Source organism: Consotaella aegiceratis (genome assembly GCF_036541425.1).
GTDB lineage: Bacteria > Pseudomonadota > Alphaproteobacteria > Rhizobiales > Rhizobiaceae > Consotaella > Consotaella aegiceratis.
Map to the genome: position 1 here is coordinate 61,737 of NZ_JAZHFT010000026.1, position 16,460 is coordinate 78,196.

A 16,460-nucleotide genomic window follows, 5' to 3' on the forward strand; every position below is an offset into this window, starting at 1 on the left:
GGCCCGATGGCGTTCGAACCGCCGGTGGCTTCGCGACGCGTTACTGTTCGATCTCGAAAACCACGTTGACACTGACGCGCACGGTGTTTTCGCCGGTTTCGATGGGCACGCTGGCCTTGGCGTCGGCCGCCATCGCGAACGTGGCGCGCTCCATCGGCATCGGCATGACCGGGCCGCCGCCTTCGTTGATGGTCATCACCCGGCCCAGCGTCACGCCCGCCGCTTCCGCCAGCGTCTGGGCGGCCGCCCGCGCCTTGGTCACAGCGTCCCGCCGTGCCGCCTGTTCGGTCGCATCCGAATCTGCGACCAGGAAGCTGATATTGCCGCCCTGGTTGACGCCGAGCGTGACTGCCTTGTCGAGCACGGTGCCGAGTTGGCCGAGATCGCGCACACGCACCGACAGGCTGTTGCGAACCTCGTAGCCGACGATCTGCGGCGGGTTGCGGGTGCCCTCGCTGCTCGGCGCTTCCTGGCGATATTGCGGATCGATCGAGAAGCCGGAGGTCTGCAGGTCGCGCGCCTCGATGCCGAGATCCTTCATGCCGGCGATCACCTCGGCCATGGCGTCATTGGCCGCGTCGAGGGCCGCCCGGGCGGTTTCGCCCTCGCGCAGCACCGTGAAGCTGGTCATCGCCATGTCCGGCTGGGCGGTCGCCTCGCCGGTGGCGCCGACGGAGATCCGGCCCGGCTCGACCGGCTTGGCGGCGACGCGGGCCTCCGTTGGGGCCAGCCGCTCCTGCGCCAAGACCGGACCGGCCAGGGCCACGGCCAGCAGCGAGCATCCGACAAGACGGGAAAGTGTGGTGCGCATAAAGTCGGCTCTCCAATGGGAATGTGCACCGGCTCTGCCACCGGAATGCGGCAAAGACGAGCCGTCCGGCTGCTCGATCCGCAAAAGAACCGCGCGGTCATTCGAATCTTGAGGCGCGGCGTGGTTTCGGCTAGGGCAGGGAGGCTGGGCCTGTAGCTCAATTGGTCAGAGCCGGCGGCTCATAACCGCTTGGTTGGGGGTTCGAGTCCCTCCGGGCCCACCATTTTTCACGTGTCCGTCCTGACGACACGTGCGACCGCTTCGCCGCGCCCGTTAGCCAGTCGTCAGCTCATACTCGTCCGAGACCATTGCCGCTTGATGGTCATCGCCACGCTCGACCATAGGGCGGCCTGGTATGATCGTGTCGCTTCGTCCGCATGGCGCTTTTCGGCAACGCTGAACCCGTCCAGACTGTCAGAACCTTTGCAGTTCGCCGGTGTTGAGCGCCAAGGCTCCGATAAAACCGCTTATCTGACACCCAAAGCGATTTGGGACGGCGGTTTTCTCTTGTTCCGATAACCCTATCGGCCGCCGACAGGCGACTTGAGGGAGAGGGATGTGGGGTTAATCGCGCTGCACTTCGGTTATTTCCTTGGAATGCCTGCGTAAAATTGACGCTCCTAAGGGCTCGATCCCAAGCAACCGGCGAAAACGCGGGCCTGAACCGCGTAAGGCCCCTTAAGGGCCGGCGTCTTCCAAACCGGTTTGGATTTTGCTATTTGGTCATTGTGGCAAGGAGGAGGCGCTCTTTGCGATAAGTGCTGCGGGAGGCACGATGGAAGCGACGCGGGGAGAAACGAGGGCCTGGCCCGGGGCGACGAGCCTCGGCGGCGCGCTTCGCCGATCGTCCGCCATCGCTTGCGGGTGGCCGAGACGATGAATCTCAAGGAACTGTCCCAGCATCTCGGTCTGTCGAAAACGACGGTCAGCCGCGCGCTCAACGGCTTTTCGGACGTCAACGAGGAAACCCGCAATCGGGTGATCGAGGCAGCCCGGCGCTTCAACTACGCGCCCAATGCCAACGCCCAGCGTCTGGCTACCGGACGCACGGGCGCGCTCGGCATCATGTTTCCCATCGCCGACAATCCCTTCGCCGATCCGCTTTTCGCCGAATTCGTGGCCGGGGTGGCCGACGGCGCCGTCCAATGCCGGCGCGACCTGTTCGTCTCGTCCGCCTTCGATGGCGAGGAGGCGTCCTACCGGCGCCTGGCGCGCAGCAAGGCCGTCGACGTGATGATCCTGGGCGATCTCGAGGTCGAGGACCTGCGCGTCCGGCTTTTGTCGCATCTCGGGCTTCAGATGGTGGCCTTCGGCCGCACCGCCAGCACGATTCCCTATGCCTATCTCGACATCGACAACGAGGGCGGCTTCCATCGCGCCACCAAGCTGCTGATCGGCCTCGGCCATCGCGAGGTCGCGTTGATCAACGGCGACACGCGCTTTACCGCCGCCGAGCATCGCCATGTGGGCTGGCTGACCGCGTTCACGAAAGGTGGCTTGCCGGTGCCGGACGACCTGATGGTCACCGGCGCGATGACCGAAGAGGCGGCCTATCGCGGGACGCGGCGGCTTCTGGAGGCCGAGCGCCGCCCCACCGCCTTCGTCTGTGCCAGCATGTATCTGGCGGCGGGATGCGTTCGTGCCATTCGCGATGGCGGTTTGTCGGTGGGAACCGACATTTCGGTGGTCGCCCATGACGACGGACTGGCGATGATCCGGCCGGAATCCTTCGAGCCGTCGTTGACCGCCACCGTTGCTTCGGTGCGTGCCGCCGGACAGCGCGTGGCCGAGTTGGCGAACGCGTTGGCAGACGGCGCGGACATCAGAGATCTGCAGGAGGTTCGTCCTGTCGATCTGGTTTTTCGAGACAGTGCTCAACCGCCCCGCCGTCCCGCCTGACGGATTGCAGGCACGGCGTGGAATTTTGAAGGAGTTTGATCGACCCGAAGATGTTGCAGAGGTTCTGAAAACAACGGGCGGGCGCTGCGTCGAATCTTGGCAGAGGCGACCATAAGCCGGCGGCCCGATAATTCAAGAGGAAGACATGGACCAGAAAGTAAAGGCCGTGTCCGCCGGCTCGTCCCTGGCGGATACGATGGGAGCGCTCGACCTCAAGGCGCCTCTCGCCGGCTGGCTGATGCCGATCACGGAGGTTCCGGACCCGGTGTTCAGCGGCCGCATCCTGGGCGACGGTTTTGCCATCGACCCGACGGAAGCGACCTTAAGGGCGCCGTTTGACGGCAGTGTGACGTCGCTGCACCGCGCCCGCCATGCCGTGACGCTGAAGGCGGCCAACGGTGCCGAAGTGCTGATGCATCTCGGGCTCGACACGGTGGGCCTCAAAGGCGAGGGCTTCACTGCCCATGTGGCCGAGGGCGACCAGGTCAAGACCGGCGATCCGCTGATCAGCTTCGACATGGACGTCCTGGCGCAGTTGGTAAGAAGCCTCGTCGTGCCGATCGTTCTGACGAACGGCGAAGAGTTCTCGCTCTCGCAACCGGCCCCCGACCGCGTCGTCGGGGCTGGCGAAATCTTGTCGCAGATCGTTCCGGTCGCGGCCGGCTCGACGGCGGCGGCGGCGGCCTCCGGACCGGCGTTCCGGATGAGCGCCCGGATCCGTGATCCCCACGGCATTCATGCCCGCCCAGCCGGTTTGATTGCCGAGATCGCCAAGGCCGCCTCCTCGGAGGTGATGATCCGCTTCGGCGATCGCACGGCGAGTGCGGCGAGCCCGGTGGGCCTGATGCTGCTTGGCGCCCAGTTCGACGACGTTCTGACCATCGAAGCCAAGGGTGCCGACGCCGAGGCGACTGTGCGCGCCATCGCTGACAGGCTTGGTGCCGCCGGCGAGGAAGGGGGGACCACACGGGAACCCGAGACAACGCAGGAAGCGCCGGACGCCCCGGCACTCGGTGCGGCCGTGCCGCTTGGAGAAGGCGAAGCCCTGTCGCTCCGCGGCATGACGGCCTCGCCCGGCCTGGCCGTCGGCACCACGGTGCGCGTCGAAGTCCAGCAGTTCGACGTCGAAGAGGAAGGCGCCGGCATCGAGGCGGAACTCGCTGCCCTGCAGCAGGCGCTCGCCGCGACCGCCGAGACGATCCGGCACACCATGGCCTCGAGTACCGGCCAGCAGGCCGAGATCATGGCGGCTCACCTGTCGTTCGTCGAAGACCCCGATCTGCGCAGCGGTGCGGAGCGATTGATCCGCGATGGCAAGAGTGCGGCCTTCGCCTGGAAGACCGCCGTCGACCAGCAGATCGACGCTTTGCGCCAGCTCGGCAACAAGGTCCTGGCCGAGCGGGTGGCCGATCTGGAAGACATCCGCCATCAGGTGCTGGCCGTCCTCCTCGGCCAGTCGAGCGGCCCGAGCGATCTCGGCCACGGCAGCGTCCTGTTCGCGGCCGATATCCTGCCCTCGCAATTTGCCCAGTTCGATACTGCGAAGATCGCCGGCATCGTGCTCGCCGAAGGCGGCACCACGGCTCACGTTTCGATCCTGGCGGCGAGCAAGGGCATTCCGGCCATCGTCGCGGCCGGAAGCGCCGCGCTTCGCGTGCCCGATGGGCATACGGTGATCCTCGACGCCGACAAGGGCGTCGCCCAGGTCAACCCGCCGGCCGACGAACTGGCTTCGGCCCGCTCCAACGTCGAGCGGCGCCGTGCGCGCCTGGAGGCGGGACGCGCGGCCAGTCACGAGCCCTGCGTCATGGCCGATGGCACGCCCATCGAGGTCGTCGCCAATCTCGGCGGTCCAGACGATGTGGCGCCGGCGGTGGTGAACGGCGCGGAAGGCTGCGGGCTGATGCGCTCGGAGTTCCTCTTCCTCGACCGGGCCACGGCACCGAGCGAGGACGAGCAGCTCGGCCATTACCAGGCGATTGCCACGGGCCTCGAAGGACGGCCGCTGATCATCCGCACGCTCGACGCGGGCGCCGACAAGGACGTGCCCTATGTCGGCCTGCCGGAGGAAGAAAATCCGGCGCTGGGCATGCGCGGCGTGCGCATGAGCCTGTGGCAGCCCGACCTGCTCAAGACGCAGATCCGCGCCATCCTGCGGGTCGAACCGTTCGGCCAGGCGAAGATCCTGTTGCCGATGGTGGCGACGCTGGAGGATCTGCGCAGGGTCCGCCGCGTCGTCGATGCCGAAATGCAGGCGCTCGGCCGCACCGTGCCGATCGAGGTCGGCATCATGGTGGAAGTGCCGTCCGCGGCGCTCACCGCCGAGCGGTTCGCGGCCGAGGCCGACTTCTTCTCCGTCGGCACCAACGACCTGACCCAGTATACGCTCGCCATCGACCGGATGAGCTCGAATCTGGCCGACCAGCTCGATCCGTTTCATCCGGCGGTGCTGCGGCTGATCGCCCTGGCGGTCGAGGGCGCCGAAGCGCACGGCAAATGGGTCGGCGTCTGCGGCTCGCTTGCCTCGTTCCCGCTCGCCGCGCCGATACTCATCGGTCTCGGCGTCACCGAACTGTCGGCCACGGCCGGCGCGATCCCTGAAATCAAAGCGTTCGTTCGCACGCTCGACAAGAAGCGCTGCGTCGAGATCGCCCAGGAAGCCCTGAAATGTGAATCGGGTGAAGCCGTGCGCGCCCTTGTGGCGGCCGCTTGGCCCGAGGTCTGAGGAGGACCCATCATGTTCAAGTCTGCATTTGGAATCCTGCAGCAGGTCGGCAAGGCGGTGATGCTGCCTGTCGCCGTGCTGCCAGTGGCCGGCCTGCTGCTCGGCATCGGCGCGTCCGACTTCTCCTGGATGCCCTCGATCGTCTCGGCGGTGATGGCCAAGAGCGGCGGCGCCGTGTTCGACAACCTGCCGCTGATCTTCGCCGTGGGCGTCGCTCTCGGCCTTGCCAAGAACGACGGCGTGGCGGCCGTCGCCGCCGTGGTCGGCTTTGTCGTTATGCTCGCCACCATGGGCGTTGTCGCGCCGATCCTGGGCGCCGAGCCGGTCGAGGTGCTGGGCATGCCCTCGATGCAGACCGGCGTGTTCGGCGGCATCATCGTCGGCATCCTCGCCGCTGTGATGTTCAACCGCTACTACCGCATTCAGCTGCCGCCCTATCTCGGCTTCTTCGCCGGCAAGCGCTTCGTGCCGATCGTCACAGGTCTCGCGGCGATCGTCCTGGGTGGCGTGCTGTCGCTCGTGTGGCCGACGATCCAGAGCGGCATCGACGTGTTTTCGCACTGGGCGGCGGACAACGATCCGCGCACGGCCGCTACCATCTATGCCTTCGTGGAACGTCTGCTGGTTCCCTTCGGCCTGCATCACATCTGGAACGTGCCGTTCTTCTTCGAGATCGGCTCCTACACCAACGCGGCCGGCGAAGTCGTGCATGGCGACATCAACCGCTTCTTCGCGGGCGATCCGACCGCCGGCATCCTGTCGGGCGCCTTCCTGTTCAAGATGTGGGGCCTGCCGGCCGCCGCGCTCGCCATCTGGCGCTGCGCCAAGCCGGAAAATCGGGTGCGCGTCGGTGGCATCATGATCTCGGCCGCGCTGACTTCGTTCCTCACCGGCATCACCGAGCCGATCGAGTTCTCGTTCCTGTTCGTCGCACCGGTGCTTTACGGCATCCATGCGGTGCTGGCGGCCTCGACGCAGTTCATCGCCAACACCCTCGACATCCACATGGGGTTCACCTTCTCCCAGGGTGGCATCGACTTCCTGATCTTCAACGCGCTGGGCAGCAACGCTCATAACTGGTGGATGACGCTGATCCTCGGCCCGATCTATGCCGCGATCTACTATGGCGTCTTCACCTTCGCCATCCGCCGCTTCAACCTGAAGACCCCGGGTCGCGAGGACGAGACCGTCAGCGTTGCGGCCGCGAATGCCGACGCCAGCGATCGCTTCGCCGTCGCCCGCCAGCTCGTCGATGCCTTCGGCGGCGCCGGCAACATCACCAATTTGGACGCCTGCATCACCCGGCTTCGCGTCGGCGTCGCCGATATCGGCAAGGTCAATCAGGCGACCTTCAAGGAGATGGGGGCGGCCGGCGTGATGGTCGTCGGCCAGGGCCTGCAGGTGATCTTCGGCACCCAGTCGGAGAACATGAAGACCGACATGGAAGAATATCTGCGCACCAGCCACGGCAGCATGGCGCAGGGCCCGGTGCCGACCCCCGGCGCGGCGAACTTCAACGCTGCGGCGGCGCCCACGGCCCTGTCGGTCGAAAAGGCGCAGGCATTGATCGAGGCACTCGGCGGACGGGAGAACTTCGTCTCCTACGAGGCCGTCGCCGGCAGCCGCATCCGGGTCGAGGTGGCCGATTCGAGGAAGTTCGATCAGGCCAAGGCCAAGGCGGCCGGCGTGCGCGCCATCGCCACTCTCGGCAACGGCAGTTACCAGCTCATCGTCGGGGACGATGCGCCGCAGGTGGCCGAAGCCCTGGCCGCATGAGGATCGAAGACCCGCGGGGCCGTCCGTGACGGCCCCGCTTCAAGCCCGATCGGGGCGGCGGCTACGGCGCGACCGAGGCCGCTGCCTGGTCCCAGGCGGCACGCTCGGCCGCAGTCAATTCCGGCCCGACACGCCGGCCTTCGGCCTCGCTGCGCCGCGCGGCCTCGATGATCGCCATGACGGTCGCACCTTGCTCGGGCGGCACCGGGTTCGCACCACTGCCCCGCAATGCTTTCAGCAACGCCGCATAATAGCCCCGTTGATCGCCCCGTGCCGCCGCCACGCGGCGCGTCTCGCCGCTGGCACCCAGATGCAGCCAGGCATCGTCCGGATCATGCCCCCATCCTGGCGAACCCGGCATCACCCCCGCGCGAAGCTGGTCCTCCTGGATATCGGCTTTGGTCTTGATCAGGCTGGCTGCCTCGCCGTGCAGAGCGAAGCGCGGGCTTCCGCCGGAAACCAGCGATCCGGCCTGCAGCACGACCATCTGCGCGCCATAGTGCAGCGTCACCCGGAAGAAGTCGTCGCTCAGGGCGCCCGGCCGCTGCCGGAGAACGACCGCCTCGACGCAATCGGGCAGCCCGAACAGAACGAGGGCCTGGTCGATGAGATGCGGCCCCAGATCGGCCAGCAGACCGGACCCGGGCCGGCCGTCTTCGCGCCAGCGGTCGCGCACCGTCGGGCGATAGCGGTCGATGCGCGACTCGAAGAGCGCGAGCTGGCCCAGCATTCCATCGTCCAGCGCGGCCTTGACGGTCAGGAAGTCGCTGTCCCATCGCCGGTTCTGAAAGACCGAGAGAACCCGGCCGCTTCGCTCGGCGCAGTCGGCGAGATGCCGCGCCTCGGCCAACGTCACCGTGAACGGCTTGTCCACGACGACGTGCTTGCCGGCGGCCAACGCGGCTTGAGCCAGCGGCGCATGCGTTTCGTTGGGGCTGCCGATCACCACCAGGTCGATCTCGGGGTGCGCCACCGCCTCGGCCGCATCCGCGATCACCAGCGCGGATGGCAGGCTCTCGTGCACCGCCTCCGGCCGGCTGGAGGCCACCACGCGGATCTCGTAGCCCTCGCTCGCCGTGATCAGCGGCAGATGGAACGTCTTGCAGACGAAACCGAAACCGATAAGCGCCACGCGCACCGGACGATCGGGGTCGAGCGTTTCCATGGTCGCTCCGTGTCCTTCCATTCGCAGATCGCCGCTCTCCTTAGCGGCCGATCCGCTCGCAATCCAGGGCCGGGCTCCGGTTGGTCCTCGATTGCGGGGGCCTCCCGAACTTTTCCGATGCAATGATGGATTCTGCCATGCCCTTCGATCCCACCTCCGGCGACCTCGGCCATCCTCCGTCGCTCGATCCCGAGCGCGACGCCCTGTTCCTCGATTTCGACGGCACGCTGATCGAGATGGTCGACAATCCCGACCGCGTCGCCGTGGACCGCCAGATCGTCGATCGTCTCGGCGTCTTGCAGGGGCAGTTGAACGGAGCGCTCGCCATGGTGAGTGGGCGGCGCATCGTCGATCTCGACCGATTTCTCGCTCCTCTCGGCTTTTCGGCGGCAGGCGTGCACGGCTTGGAACGGCGGCTGACCCCGGGCGGGGCGACCGAGCTGATGGCGGCCCCCGAAGTTCTGGACGAGACGCGCACCGCGATCCGGGCGGCGATCGCCGACGAGCCGCGCCTCAATTTCGAGGACAAGGGCACGGCGCTCGTCCTGCACTACCGTACCGCGCCCGATCTCGACGAGACCGCCAAGCGCATCATGCGCCAGGCGGTCGGCGGACGTGACGATCTCGTGGTGATGGACGGCAAGCGGATCATCGAAGTCCACCCCGCCGACATCGACAAGGGCAAGGCCATCGCCGCCTTGATGGAGCATTCGCCGTTTCGGGGTCGGCGTCCGGTCTTCGCCGGCGACGACGTCACCGACGAGCACGCGCTCGCCTGGGTGCGGGCGCAGGGCGGCATCTCGATCAAGGTTGGCGCCGCGCCGACCTGCGGGCAATTCCGCCTGGACGATGTCGCAGCCGTTCATCGCTGGCTGGGTTTGTGACCCAAGGGCAGGTACCGGCGACGATCCGGTTTGTGGCCGATCGGCTTCGATAAGGCCGTTGTCGCTCCCCGGCGCCGGTTCGAGCGACGGCATTGCACGACGGCTATCGATTCGTCCGGTGCATCGACTTTGCAGAAGATGCTAGAGTCTGGAAAAACGGCTGGCCCGACTCTCAATATATTCCACTATTTCTGGCTGTTAAACGAATCTATCTACACCTTTGTGGTGCGTAGGCTGTCTTGCCACAGCGAGCATCGCAATCGCGAGCCGAGGGAACTGATCCCCTAAAGATGAGCGTTTGGATAGAAACGCAAAGGGAATAGCGTGTCGGAACAAGTAAAGACTGGGGTCGAAGGATTGGATAACGTCCTGCTCGGCGGACTGTCGAGCGGATACACCTACGTGGTTTCTGGAGCGCCTGGCACCGGAAAGACCACGCTGGCGTTACAATTCCTTCTTGCCGGCCGCGCGGCGGGGGACGAGAACCTTCTTTACATCACCCTGAGCCAGACGGAAGACGAGTTGCGGGGCGCCGCCGTTTCGCATGGCTTCGACATCGCCGGCATTACCATCGTCAGCTTGATGCCCGTCGCGGCAGGCGGGGACAGCCAGGTGCAGACCGTGCTGCATACCTCGGAAGAGGACCTGGAGGAGCTGACGGGGACGATCGAAAACGCGATCCGCGAAAACGCGCCTCAACGCGCCGTGGTCGACAGCCTGTCGGAGCTTCGGCTGGTCAGCACGTCGCTGTTGCGGTTCCGGCGCAGTCTGCTGGAGCTGAACAAGAAGCTTGCCGAAACGGCGACGACGACGCTTCTTCTCGACGGCCAGGATGAGCCCGAGGTGACGACGTCGATCAAGTTGCTTGCTCATGGTGCCATCGACCTCGACTGGCGTACGCCCGACTACGGCATCGCCCACCGCCGGCTGCGCGTGGCCAAGATGCGTGGTGCCCCCTTTGTCGAGGGCTATCATGACTTCACCATCCAAACGGGCGGCTTGCATGTCTTTCCACGCTTGGTTCCGCGCCGGCAAAGCGCCGTGCGCGACGAGTGGGAGATCAAAAGCGGCTTGCCGGAGCTCGATGCTCTCGCCGGCGGTTCGGTGCCCGGCGACGGCACGACGCTCATCTCGGGCAATGCCGGGGTCGGCAAGTCGATCCTGGTGACGAAGATCAGCGAGGAGACCGCGCGGCAGGGCCATCGGTGCGCGCTCTTTTTGTTCGAAGAATTGGAAGAGGCCTTCCTGAAGCGCGCCAAGGCTCTCGGCATGGATCTCGGCGCCGATGATGTCAGGGACAACATTACGATCCTCCACCAGGATCCGGCCGAGGTCTCTCCAGGACAGCTCTTCGACTTGATCACGCGCGAGGTCGATGCGGGAGCCAGACTGATCGTCATCGACAGCTTGACGGGGTTCTTCAAGACGCTGCCGGACGGCGAGCAGACCATGGTCCAGTTCGCCGCTCTTCTCAGCGCGCTGAAGCGCCTCAAGGTCGGGGTCGTGATGACGCTGAACCTGTCGGGCTTCTTGCAGTACGAACCAAGCGTGGGTGTGGACGTGAGCTACATCGCCGACAACATCATCCTGATGAGGCAATATGTTGCGGGCGCGGCGATCGAGCGTTCGATCTCGATGGTCAAGAAGCGATATGGGCGCCATTCGCGCGAAATTCGCCGGTTGGAGATTACCGACGAAGGACTTTCGATCCATGAACTTCCTGAGTCGCTCACCCAGGGCGACGCGGGTCAGCTCAGAGAATCGTGATGTCCGAGACCCTGGCTCAGGGTGTCGAACGCGAGCAGCTTCTCGTGGTGGCGCCGTTCGGAAACGACGGGAAGGTTCTATCCCGCGTGTTGTCCTCGCTTCCCTGCGATATCGAGGTATGGAATAGGGAAGTGGACGATCCAGTGACAATGGTCGCGTGGGCCGATGTCCTGCTTCTCACGGCGGAAGGCCTCCATCACGATGCTTTCAAGCTCTTCGTTGCCCGGCTGTCGGAGGAACCGTCCTGGTCCAACCCGCCCGTCGTGATCATCGGCGAGGATCGGCATACCGCAGAGGTCGCGTCGCGCCGCCTACGCCAGGCGCGCCCGGCGCTGCCGGTAATCATCTTGCTGCGGCCGTGCGTCGAGATCGAGATCCGCTCTGCCGTCAGCGCGGCGCTCGAAAGCCGTCGTGCCCAGAAGCTGGTCCGCGACGAACTCGGGCGACGGGAGGCGGCCGAGGATCGGGCAAACTTCCTCTATCGCGAACTGAGCCATCGCGTTCAGAACATGTTCGCGATCATCAAGGTGATCGCCATCCGCACGGAGGCGGAGAGCCAGGATTCGAAGCAGTTCCGAGACGCCTTCGGTTCCCGAATCGAGGGACTGTCCGCCGTCTATGCCGCTCTTCGGGCGAAAGACGGCACCTATGCCGACGTGCGGGCCGTCATCGACGGCGCCGTCGGCGCGATCCTGGCCGACCGTTCCGACAAGGCGCGCCTGCAGCTTTCGGGGCCTGAGCTCTACATCGGCTCCGACGTCGCCTCGTCGCTCGGTCTGGTTCTGCACGAACTCGCCTCCAACGCCCGCAAATATGGAGCGCTCTCGGTCGAAAGCGGCCGCGTCGATATTCGCTGGCACGACGAGGGGGAGCACGCGATGTTGTTCTGGCAGGAAATCGACGGCCCTGCGGTACCGCCTCCGCAGCGCGAAGGGTTCGGCACCCGCGTCATCAAGCAATCGATGAACAGCTTCGCAAAGGGGTCGACGGACTACCGCCTCGATCCGTCCGGCGTGGTTTGCACGATCCGCTTCCCGCTGCGCGACCTGTAGCGCGACGGGGCACCATTGCGAACGAAACGGTATCATCGGGCGCCGTCCGGCCGCCGGGTTTCGACGCTTTGACGGGAATCAAGGAAGCGGTTGCGTTTGCCACTATGATGGCATGATCACTTGGTTCGATCCGTAAGCCGTCCCATGCAGCCCCACCACATCCTGGTCGTCGAAGACGATCCCGTCGCGCGGGAAATGCTGACCGCCTATTTCAGCACGGAGGGCTATCGGGTCAGCGGCCTGGACAACGGACAGGAGATGCGCGCGGTGATGGCGCGCGAAGCGGTGGACCTGATCCTTCTCGACATCCGCCTTCCGGGCGACGACGGCCTCCATCTCCTGCGCGAGATCCGCAGCCAGTCCGAGGTGGGCGTCATCATGGTCACCAGCAAGACCGACGTCATCGACCGCATCGTCGCGCTGGAGATGGGCGCCGACGATTACGTGGTGAAACCGTTCAACGCCCGCGAGCTTCTGGCCCGTTCGCGCAATCTGCTTCGCCGCACCATGGCGGCGCAAACCGGCGCCGCCGATGTCGAGAAGCATTTCGACGGCTGGGTGCTGGACGTCTCGCGCCGGCTGCTCTTCGCGCCCGACGGCGTGGAAGTGAAGCTGACGCGCGGCGAGTTCGAGCTGCTCAGCGCCTTCCTGAACCGCCCGGGACAGGTGATGAACCGCGATTGCCTGCTCGACTCCGTCAGCCAGCGCGACTGGGCGTCGAGCGACCGGACCATCGACGTTCTGGTCGGCCGGTTGCGCCGCAAGATCGAGGACGATCCGAAGAACCCGCACCACATCGTGACGATGCACGGCGTCGGCTATGTCTTCGCCACGCCGTTGCGCCAGAAGGAGGCAGGCGGTTTCCGGCCGGCCGCGATGCGCCGTTCGGCTCCGGCCTCAGCCTCGCTCGGCAAGAGCCGCCCGCCAGCGCGAAAGCTCTTCCAATGACAGCGCGAGCAGGTGGGGCAGCTCCTTCGCGAGCGCTTCTGCCCGCCTAGCCGGGACCTCGGTACAGGCGGCCTCGATCGCTCCCGCGCGGCGGGCCAGCCGCTTCAATCCGAGATTGGCGCATGCGCTTTTCATGCGGTGCGCTTCGGCTCCTGCCTCCTGCGGCCGGTCCGTGGAAAGGTGCGCGCACACGGCCTCGACCATGGCCGGGACCGCTTGCTGGAAGACGTCGACGAAGCGCTTCGTCGGTTCAGGGCCAAGCAAGGCGAGGTGCTCGGCGAGCAGTGCGGCATCGAGCACCGGCTCGGCCTCCTCGCCGTCCACTGTAGCTCGGCCCGGCCGGCGCGTTGCACCGGGTCCGGGGCCGGTCAGCGCGGCCCGCAGTTCGTCCGGCACGAACGGCTTGCCGAGCATCGAGGCTCCGAGCGCGGCACACCGCTCTGCCAGGCTCTCGTCGCGTTGCGCCGTGCAGAGAATGGCGATCGCCGGCGTCAGGCCGGCCCGCCTTTCGTGTTCGCGCAATCGGGCGAGCAGCGTCAGCCCGTCGATGTCGGGCAGCCGCAGATCGAGGATCACCGCGTCGAACCCGCTGACGGTCAGGCGTTGGATCGCCTCCTGTCCGTTGCGGACGAGCGTCGCGCGATGGCCGAAGCGGCCAAGGAAGCCATCGGCCACCATCAGGTTGATCTCGTTGTCATCGACGACGAGAACCGAGAGCGAGGCGTTCTCGCCGACGGTCGCCGGTCGCGGCGTCGCGTCGGCCTCGATCGCCGGCTGCTCGAGACGTTCGACGAGGGCGGTGGCGTGAAAGACGCAGCCGCCCTCCAGGCGGTTTTCCGCCCAGATCTCGCCCGACATCACCGCGATGAGCTGCCGGCTGATCGCCAGGCCCATGCCGGTGCCGCCGAAGCGCCGGGTGATGGAGCGATCGGCCTGGGCGAACGGATCGAAGATCGTCGCCATGGCCTGCGGCGCGATGCCGACGCCGGTGTCTTCGACCACGATGTGCAGCCGCAGGGCGGATGCGTCCTGGTCGTCCGCCGCCAAGCGGATCGTCACCTCGCCCGCTTCGGTGAACTTCACCGCATTCGAGACGAGATTGATCAGCACCTGGCGCAGCTTCGTGACGTCGCCGCGCACCCGCTCGGGAACCGTGGCCGCGACGAAGGAGGCGAGCGCGAGCCCCTTGGTCGTGGCCGGAGCCTGGAAGGGCGCCAGCGCCTCGTCGACCAGCGTTCGCGGCGAGAACTCCACCGGATCGGGCTCGATGACGCCGGCTTCGATCTTGGTGAAGTCGAGAATGTCGTTGACGGTGGCCAGCAGCGTTTGCGCCGAGGTTTCGATGGCTTCGGTGTGACGACGGCAGGGGCCCTCGCTCAGATCGGCGCGCATCAGGTGGGACAGACCGAGAATGCCGTTGATGGGCGTGCGGATCTCGTGGCTGATGGTGGCCAGGAAGGCCGATTTCGCCCGGCTCGCTTCCTCGGCCCGCTCGCTGGCGGTCTTGTAGTCGGTGACATCGGAGAAGATGACGACCTCGCCGGCATATTTGTCGGAGACGTCGAGCATGGCCTGCCGGCGGACCTCGAAGCAGCGAAGCCCGGCAGCGGTCGGCAACACGCATTCGGCGCGCCCGTTCTCGGCGGCCGCCCGGCTGATCTCGACGAGATGGCGGAGCGCGGCCTGCACCTCGCTCGGCAGCGGGCCGCCATAATAGGCGGCGCCGGGGCGCTCGGGCATGCCGACGAGGGCGCCGGCGGCTGCATTGAAGTTGTCGATACCGCCGTGCTCGCCCAACAGGACAACGGGGTCCTTGAGGCTCTCGAAGATCGTCAGATACTTGTTCTTCTCGTTGATCGCCGCCCGATTGCGCTCGCGCAGCGCCGCGATGTCGGTCTCGTGGTCGACGCTCGCCCAGCGCGCGCAGAGACCGGCCTCGACCCGGTCGAAATAGTTGTCGATGCGTTCGAGACAGGTCTGCCTGGAGCGCGCCTCGATGTCGCTCTCGACGACGAGGTCGAGAAAGGCGCGCCGGCTGATCTTGAGCGAGCCGAGGAAGAGAGCGAGGTCGACGCCGCGCGCACGATGGCGTTCGGCCGCCTTGATGCCGTAGCCCGCGACCGGATCGTCGGCATAGTCGAGGCGCGCCGACAGCGGACCGACGGGCTCGCCTTCCGCCTCGGCCTCCTGCAGTCCGTCGATGAGGCCGGTGACCGCGGCACGCCAGGCCTCTTCCAGGGTCGAGACGAAGCCGAGATAGTTGCGCGCCTTATGGTGCTCGATGGTGCGCCGGACCAGCCACAGCTCGTTGTCGCGAAGCAGGTGATGAAGCACCGGAAGCGCCCGGGCCTCGATCCCGCGGCCGGAGCGGCCGGCCTGAGCCTCTCTCGCGGGCTTGCGAATGGGCGGCTCCGCGGTCTGCCGCGCACTCGCTTCGTTGAACGTCACACGCGGCCGGTCAAACACGGGCGGTCTCACTTCTTGCCTGCGAAATCGGACATCCGGCTGCCGGGGCGATCGCCGCCCGGACCGGCCCTATAGGATCGGAGCGGCTCGACCAGGGTTCGGAGATCGGCTTGGCGCCGATGCCGAATGGAGCGTCCGCATTTCCTTCGGGCGCAACCTGCGCCGCTGCCCGCGATGGCGCGTTGACGCTGATCAACCGTGTGAGGAACCAAGCCCGGGGCGTGGCCTACGGTCGCACATGCGCGCTTGTTTTCATCGTGTTTACAAATTGCGACAGCCCGTTCACGTCCGCCCCGAAACGCATTTACACGGCCTCTCTATGGTCCGCGCTTGGAGATCGAGGCGTCGCGCTCCTTCCGGGAACGGGTCGCCGAGCAAAGCCAACCGCGAGACCATCAATGATCAAACGTGCCTGGAGGGCGTTCTGGCGCCCGAGCGTCAAGTGGGGCCTTGGCGTTCTGCTGATCGTCGGCGTTTTCGTCGGCGTGCTGGGCTGGGGCGGCGTCCACTACGCCATCGAAAAGACCAGCGGCATGGAATTCTGCGTGTCGTGCCACTCGATGGCCGACAACGTCTATCCGGAATACCAGCAGTCGATCCACTTCAAGAACGCCTCGGGCGTCCAGGCCGAATGCTCCGACTGCCACGAGCGCAAGACCGGCCTCGGCCTGTTCGTCGACAAGTTCAACGCCTGGCACGACGTCTGGGGCGAGATCCGCGGCACCATCGATACGCCGGAGAAGTTCGAGCAGAACCGCCTGCGCCTGGCCAAGGGCGTGTGGGAGCACATGGAGGAGACGGACTCGGCGACGTGCCGCAGCTGCCACTCCTTCGCCCACATGGACTTCGACAAGCAGAAGCCGGAAGCCGCCAAGCAGATGCAGACGGCCATGCAGAACGGCGACACCTGCATCTCCTGCCACAAGGGCATCGCCCACAAGATGCCCGACATGTCCGCCGGCTATAA

Annotated in this window: 11 protein-coding genes and 1 tRNA gene; 9 read left to right on the forward strand and 3 right to left on the reverse strand. The window is 66.2% G+C overall.

The annotated features are described in order from the left end of the window. Positions 1 to 40: 40 nt before the first annotated feature. The gene (locus SMD10_RS16880) at positions 41 to 811 is read right to left on the reverse strand and encodes an SIMPL domain-containing protein (protein ID WP_331686903.1); all 771 of its coding nucleotides are present in this window, start codon (positions 809 to 811) and stop codon (positions 41 to 43) included. 146 nt (positions 812 to 957) lie between these two features. Here SMD10_RS16880 and SMD10_RS16885 point away from each other — a divergent pair. From SMD10_RS16885 to ptsG, 4 genes are all read left to right on the forward strand, one after another. After that, positions 958 to 1,034: transfer RNA gene (locus SMD10_RS16885), tRNA-Ile, on the forward strand. 653 nt (positions 1,035 to 1,687) lie between these two features. Next, a complete protein-coding gene (locus SMD10_RS16890) occupies positions 1,688 to 2,710 on the forward strand; it encodes a LacI family DNA-binding transcriptional regulator (protein ID WP_331686904.1) in 1,023 nt (340 codons plus the stop codon). A 145-nt stretch (positions 2,711 to 2,855) separates the two neighbouring features. After that, positions 2,856 to 5,435 carry a phosphoenolpyruvate--protein phosphotransferase gene (gene ptsP / locus SMD10_RS16895; protein ID WP_331686905.1) on the forward strand — a complete coding sequence of 860 codons (2,580 nt, stop codon included), beginning with the start codon at positions 2,856 to 2,858 and terminating at the stop codon, positions 5,433 to 5,435. A 12-nt stretch (positions 5,436 to 5,447) separates the two neighbouring features. Continuing rightward, positions 5,448 to 7,211, forward strand: a complete 1,764-nt coding sequence (gene ptsG, locus SMD10_RS16900) for a PTS glucose transporter subunit IIBC (protein ID WP_331686906.1) — start codon at positions 5,448 to 5,450, stop codon at positions 7,209 to 7,211. A 61-nt stretch (positions 7,212 to 7,272) separates the two neighbouring features. Here the strand turns inward: ptsG and SMD10_RS16905 are convergent, their stop codons facing one another. Continuing rightward, positions 7,273 to 8,376, reverse strand: a complete 1,104-nt coding sequence (locus SMD10_RS16905) for an oxidoreductase (protein WP_331686907.1) — start codon at positions 8,374 to 8,376, stop codon at positions 7,273 to 7,275. A 137-nt stretch (positions 8,377 to 8,513) separates the two neighbouring features. Here SMD10_RS16905 and otsB point away from each other — a divergent pair, with 137 nt between their 5' ends. The 4 genes from otsB to SMD10_RS16925 all read left to right on the forward strand — a co-directional run bounded on the left by otsB (position 8,514) and on the right by SMD10_RS16925 (position 13,027). Continuing rightward, positions 8,514 to 9,260 carry a trehalose-phosphatase gene (otsB, locus tag SMD10_RS16910; protein WP_331686908.1) on the forward strand — a complete coding sequence of 249 codons (747 nt, stop codon included), beginning with the start codon at positions 8,514 to 8,516 and terminating at the stop codon, positions 9,258 to 9,260. Positions 9,261 to 9,584: 324 nt separating this feature from the next. Further along, the gene (locus tag SMD10_RS16915) at positions 9,585 to 11,027 is read left to right on the forward strand and encodes a DUF7125 family protein (RefSeq protein WP_331686909.1); all 1,443 of its coding nucleotides are present in this window, start codon (positions 9,585 to 9,587) and stop codon (positions 11,025 to 11,027) included. After that, the gene (locus tag SMD10_RS16920) at positions 11,027 to 12,079 is read left to right on the forward strand and encodes a sensor histidine kinase (RefSeq protein ID WP_331686910.1); all 1,053 of its coding nucleotides are present in this window, start codon (positions 11,027 to 11,029) and stop codon (positions 12,077 to 12,079) included. Before SMD10_RS16915 ends, SMD10_RS16920 begins: the two co-directional genes overlap by 1 nt. Positions 12,080 to 12,223: 144 nt before the next feature. Then, on the forward strand, positions 12,224 to 13,027 hold the full coding sequence (locus SMD10_RS16925; protein ID WP_331686911.1) for a response regulator: 804 nt from the start codon (positions 12,224 to 12,226) through the stop codon (positions 13,025 to 13,027). Here the strand turns inward: SMD10_RS16925 and SMD10_RS16930 are convergent. Further along, positions 12,977 to 15,493, reverse strand: a complete 2,517-nt coding sequence (locus SMD10_RS16930) for a hybrid sensor histidine kinase/response regulator (protein ID WP_331686912.1) — start codon at positions 15,491 to 15,493, stop codon at positions 12,977 to 12,979. The two genes, SMD10_RS16925 and SMD10_RS16930, sit on opposite strands and share 51 nt — an antisense overlap. Positions 15,494 to 15,891: 398 nt before the next feature. Here SMD10_RS16930 and SMD10_RS16935 point away from each other — a divergent pair. Then, positions 15,892 to 16,460, forward strand: a 569-nt coding sequence (locus tag SMD10_RS16935) for a NapC/NirT family cytochrome c (RefSeq protein WP_331686913.1), incomplete at its 3' end; no start/stop codon positions are given.

Bases quoted from the DNA above. Each gene is read 5' to 3' on its own strand.
- ptsP (WP_331686905.1), top strand. From the start codon at position 2,856: ATGGACCAGAAAGTAAAGGCCGTGTCCGCCGGCTCGTCCCTGGCGGAT.
- SMD10_RS16925 (WP_331686911.1), top strand. From the start codon at position 12,224: ATGCAGCCCCACCACATCCTGGTCGTCGAAGACGATCCCGTCGCGCGG.
- SMD10_RS16890 (WP_331686904.1), top strand. From the start codon at position 1,688: ATGAATCTCAAGGAACTGTCCCAGCATCTCGGTCTGTCGAAAACGACG.
- SMD10_RS16920 (WP_331686910.1), top strand. From the start codon at position 11,027: ATGTCCGAGACCCTGGCTCAGGGTGTCGAACGCGAGCAGCTTCTCGTG.
- ptsG (WP_331686906.1), top strand. From the start codon at position 5,448: ATGTTCAAGTCTGCATTTGGAATCCTGCAGCAGGTCGGCAAGGCGGTG.
- otsB (WP_331686908.1), top strand. From the start codon at position 8,514: ATGCCCTTCGATCCCACCTCCGGCGACCTCGGCCATCCTCCGTCGCTC.
- SMD10_RS16880 (WP_331686903.1), bottom strand. From the start codon at position 811: ATGCGCACCACACTTTCCCGTCTTGTCGGATGCTCGCTGCTGGCCGTG.
- SMD10_RS16905 (WP_331686907.1), bottom strand. From the start codon at position 8,376: ATGGAAACGCTCGACCCCGATCGTCCGGTGCGCGTGGCGCTTATCGGT.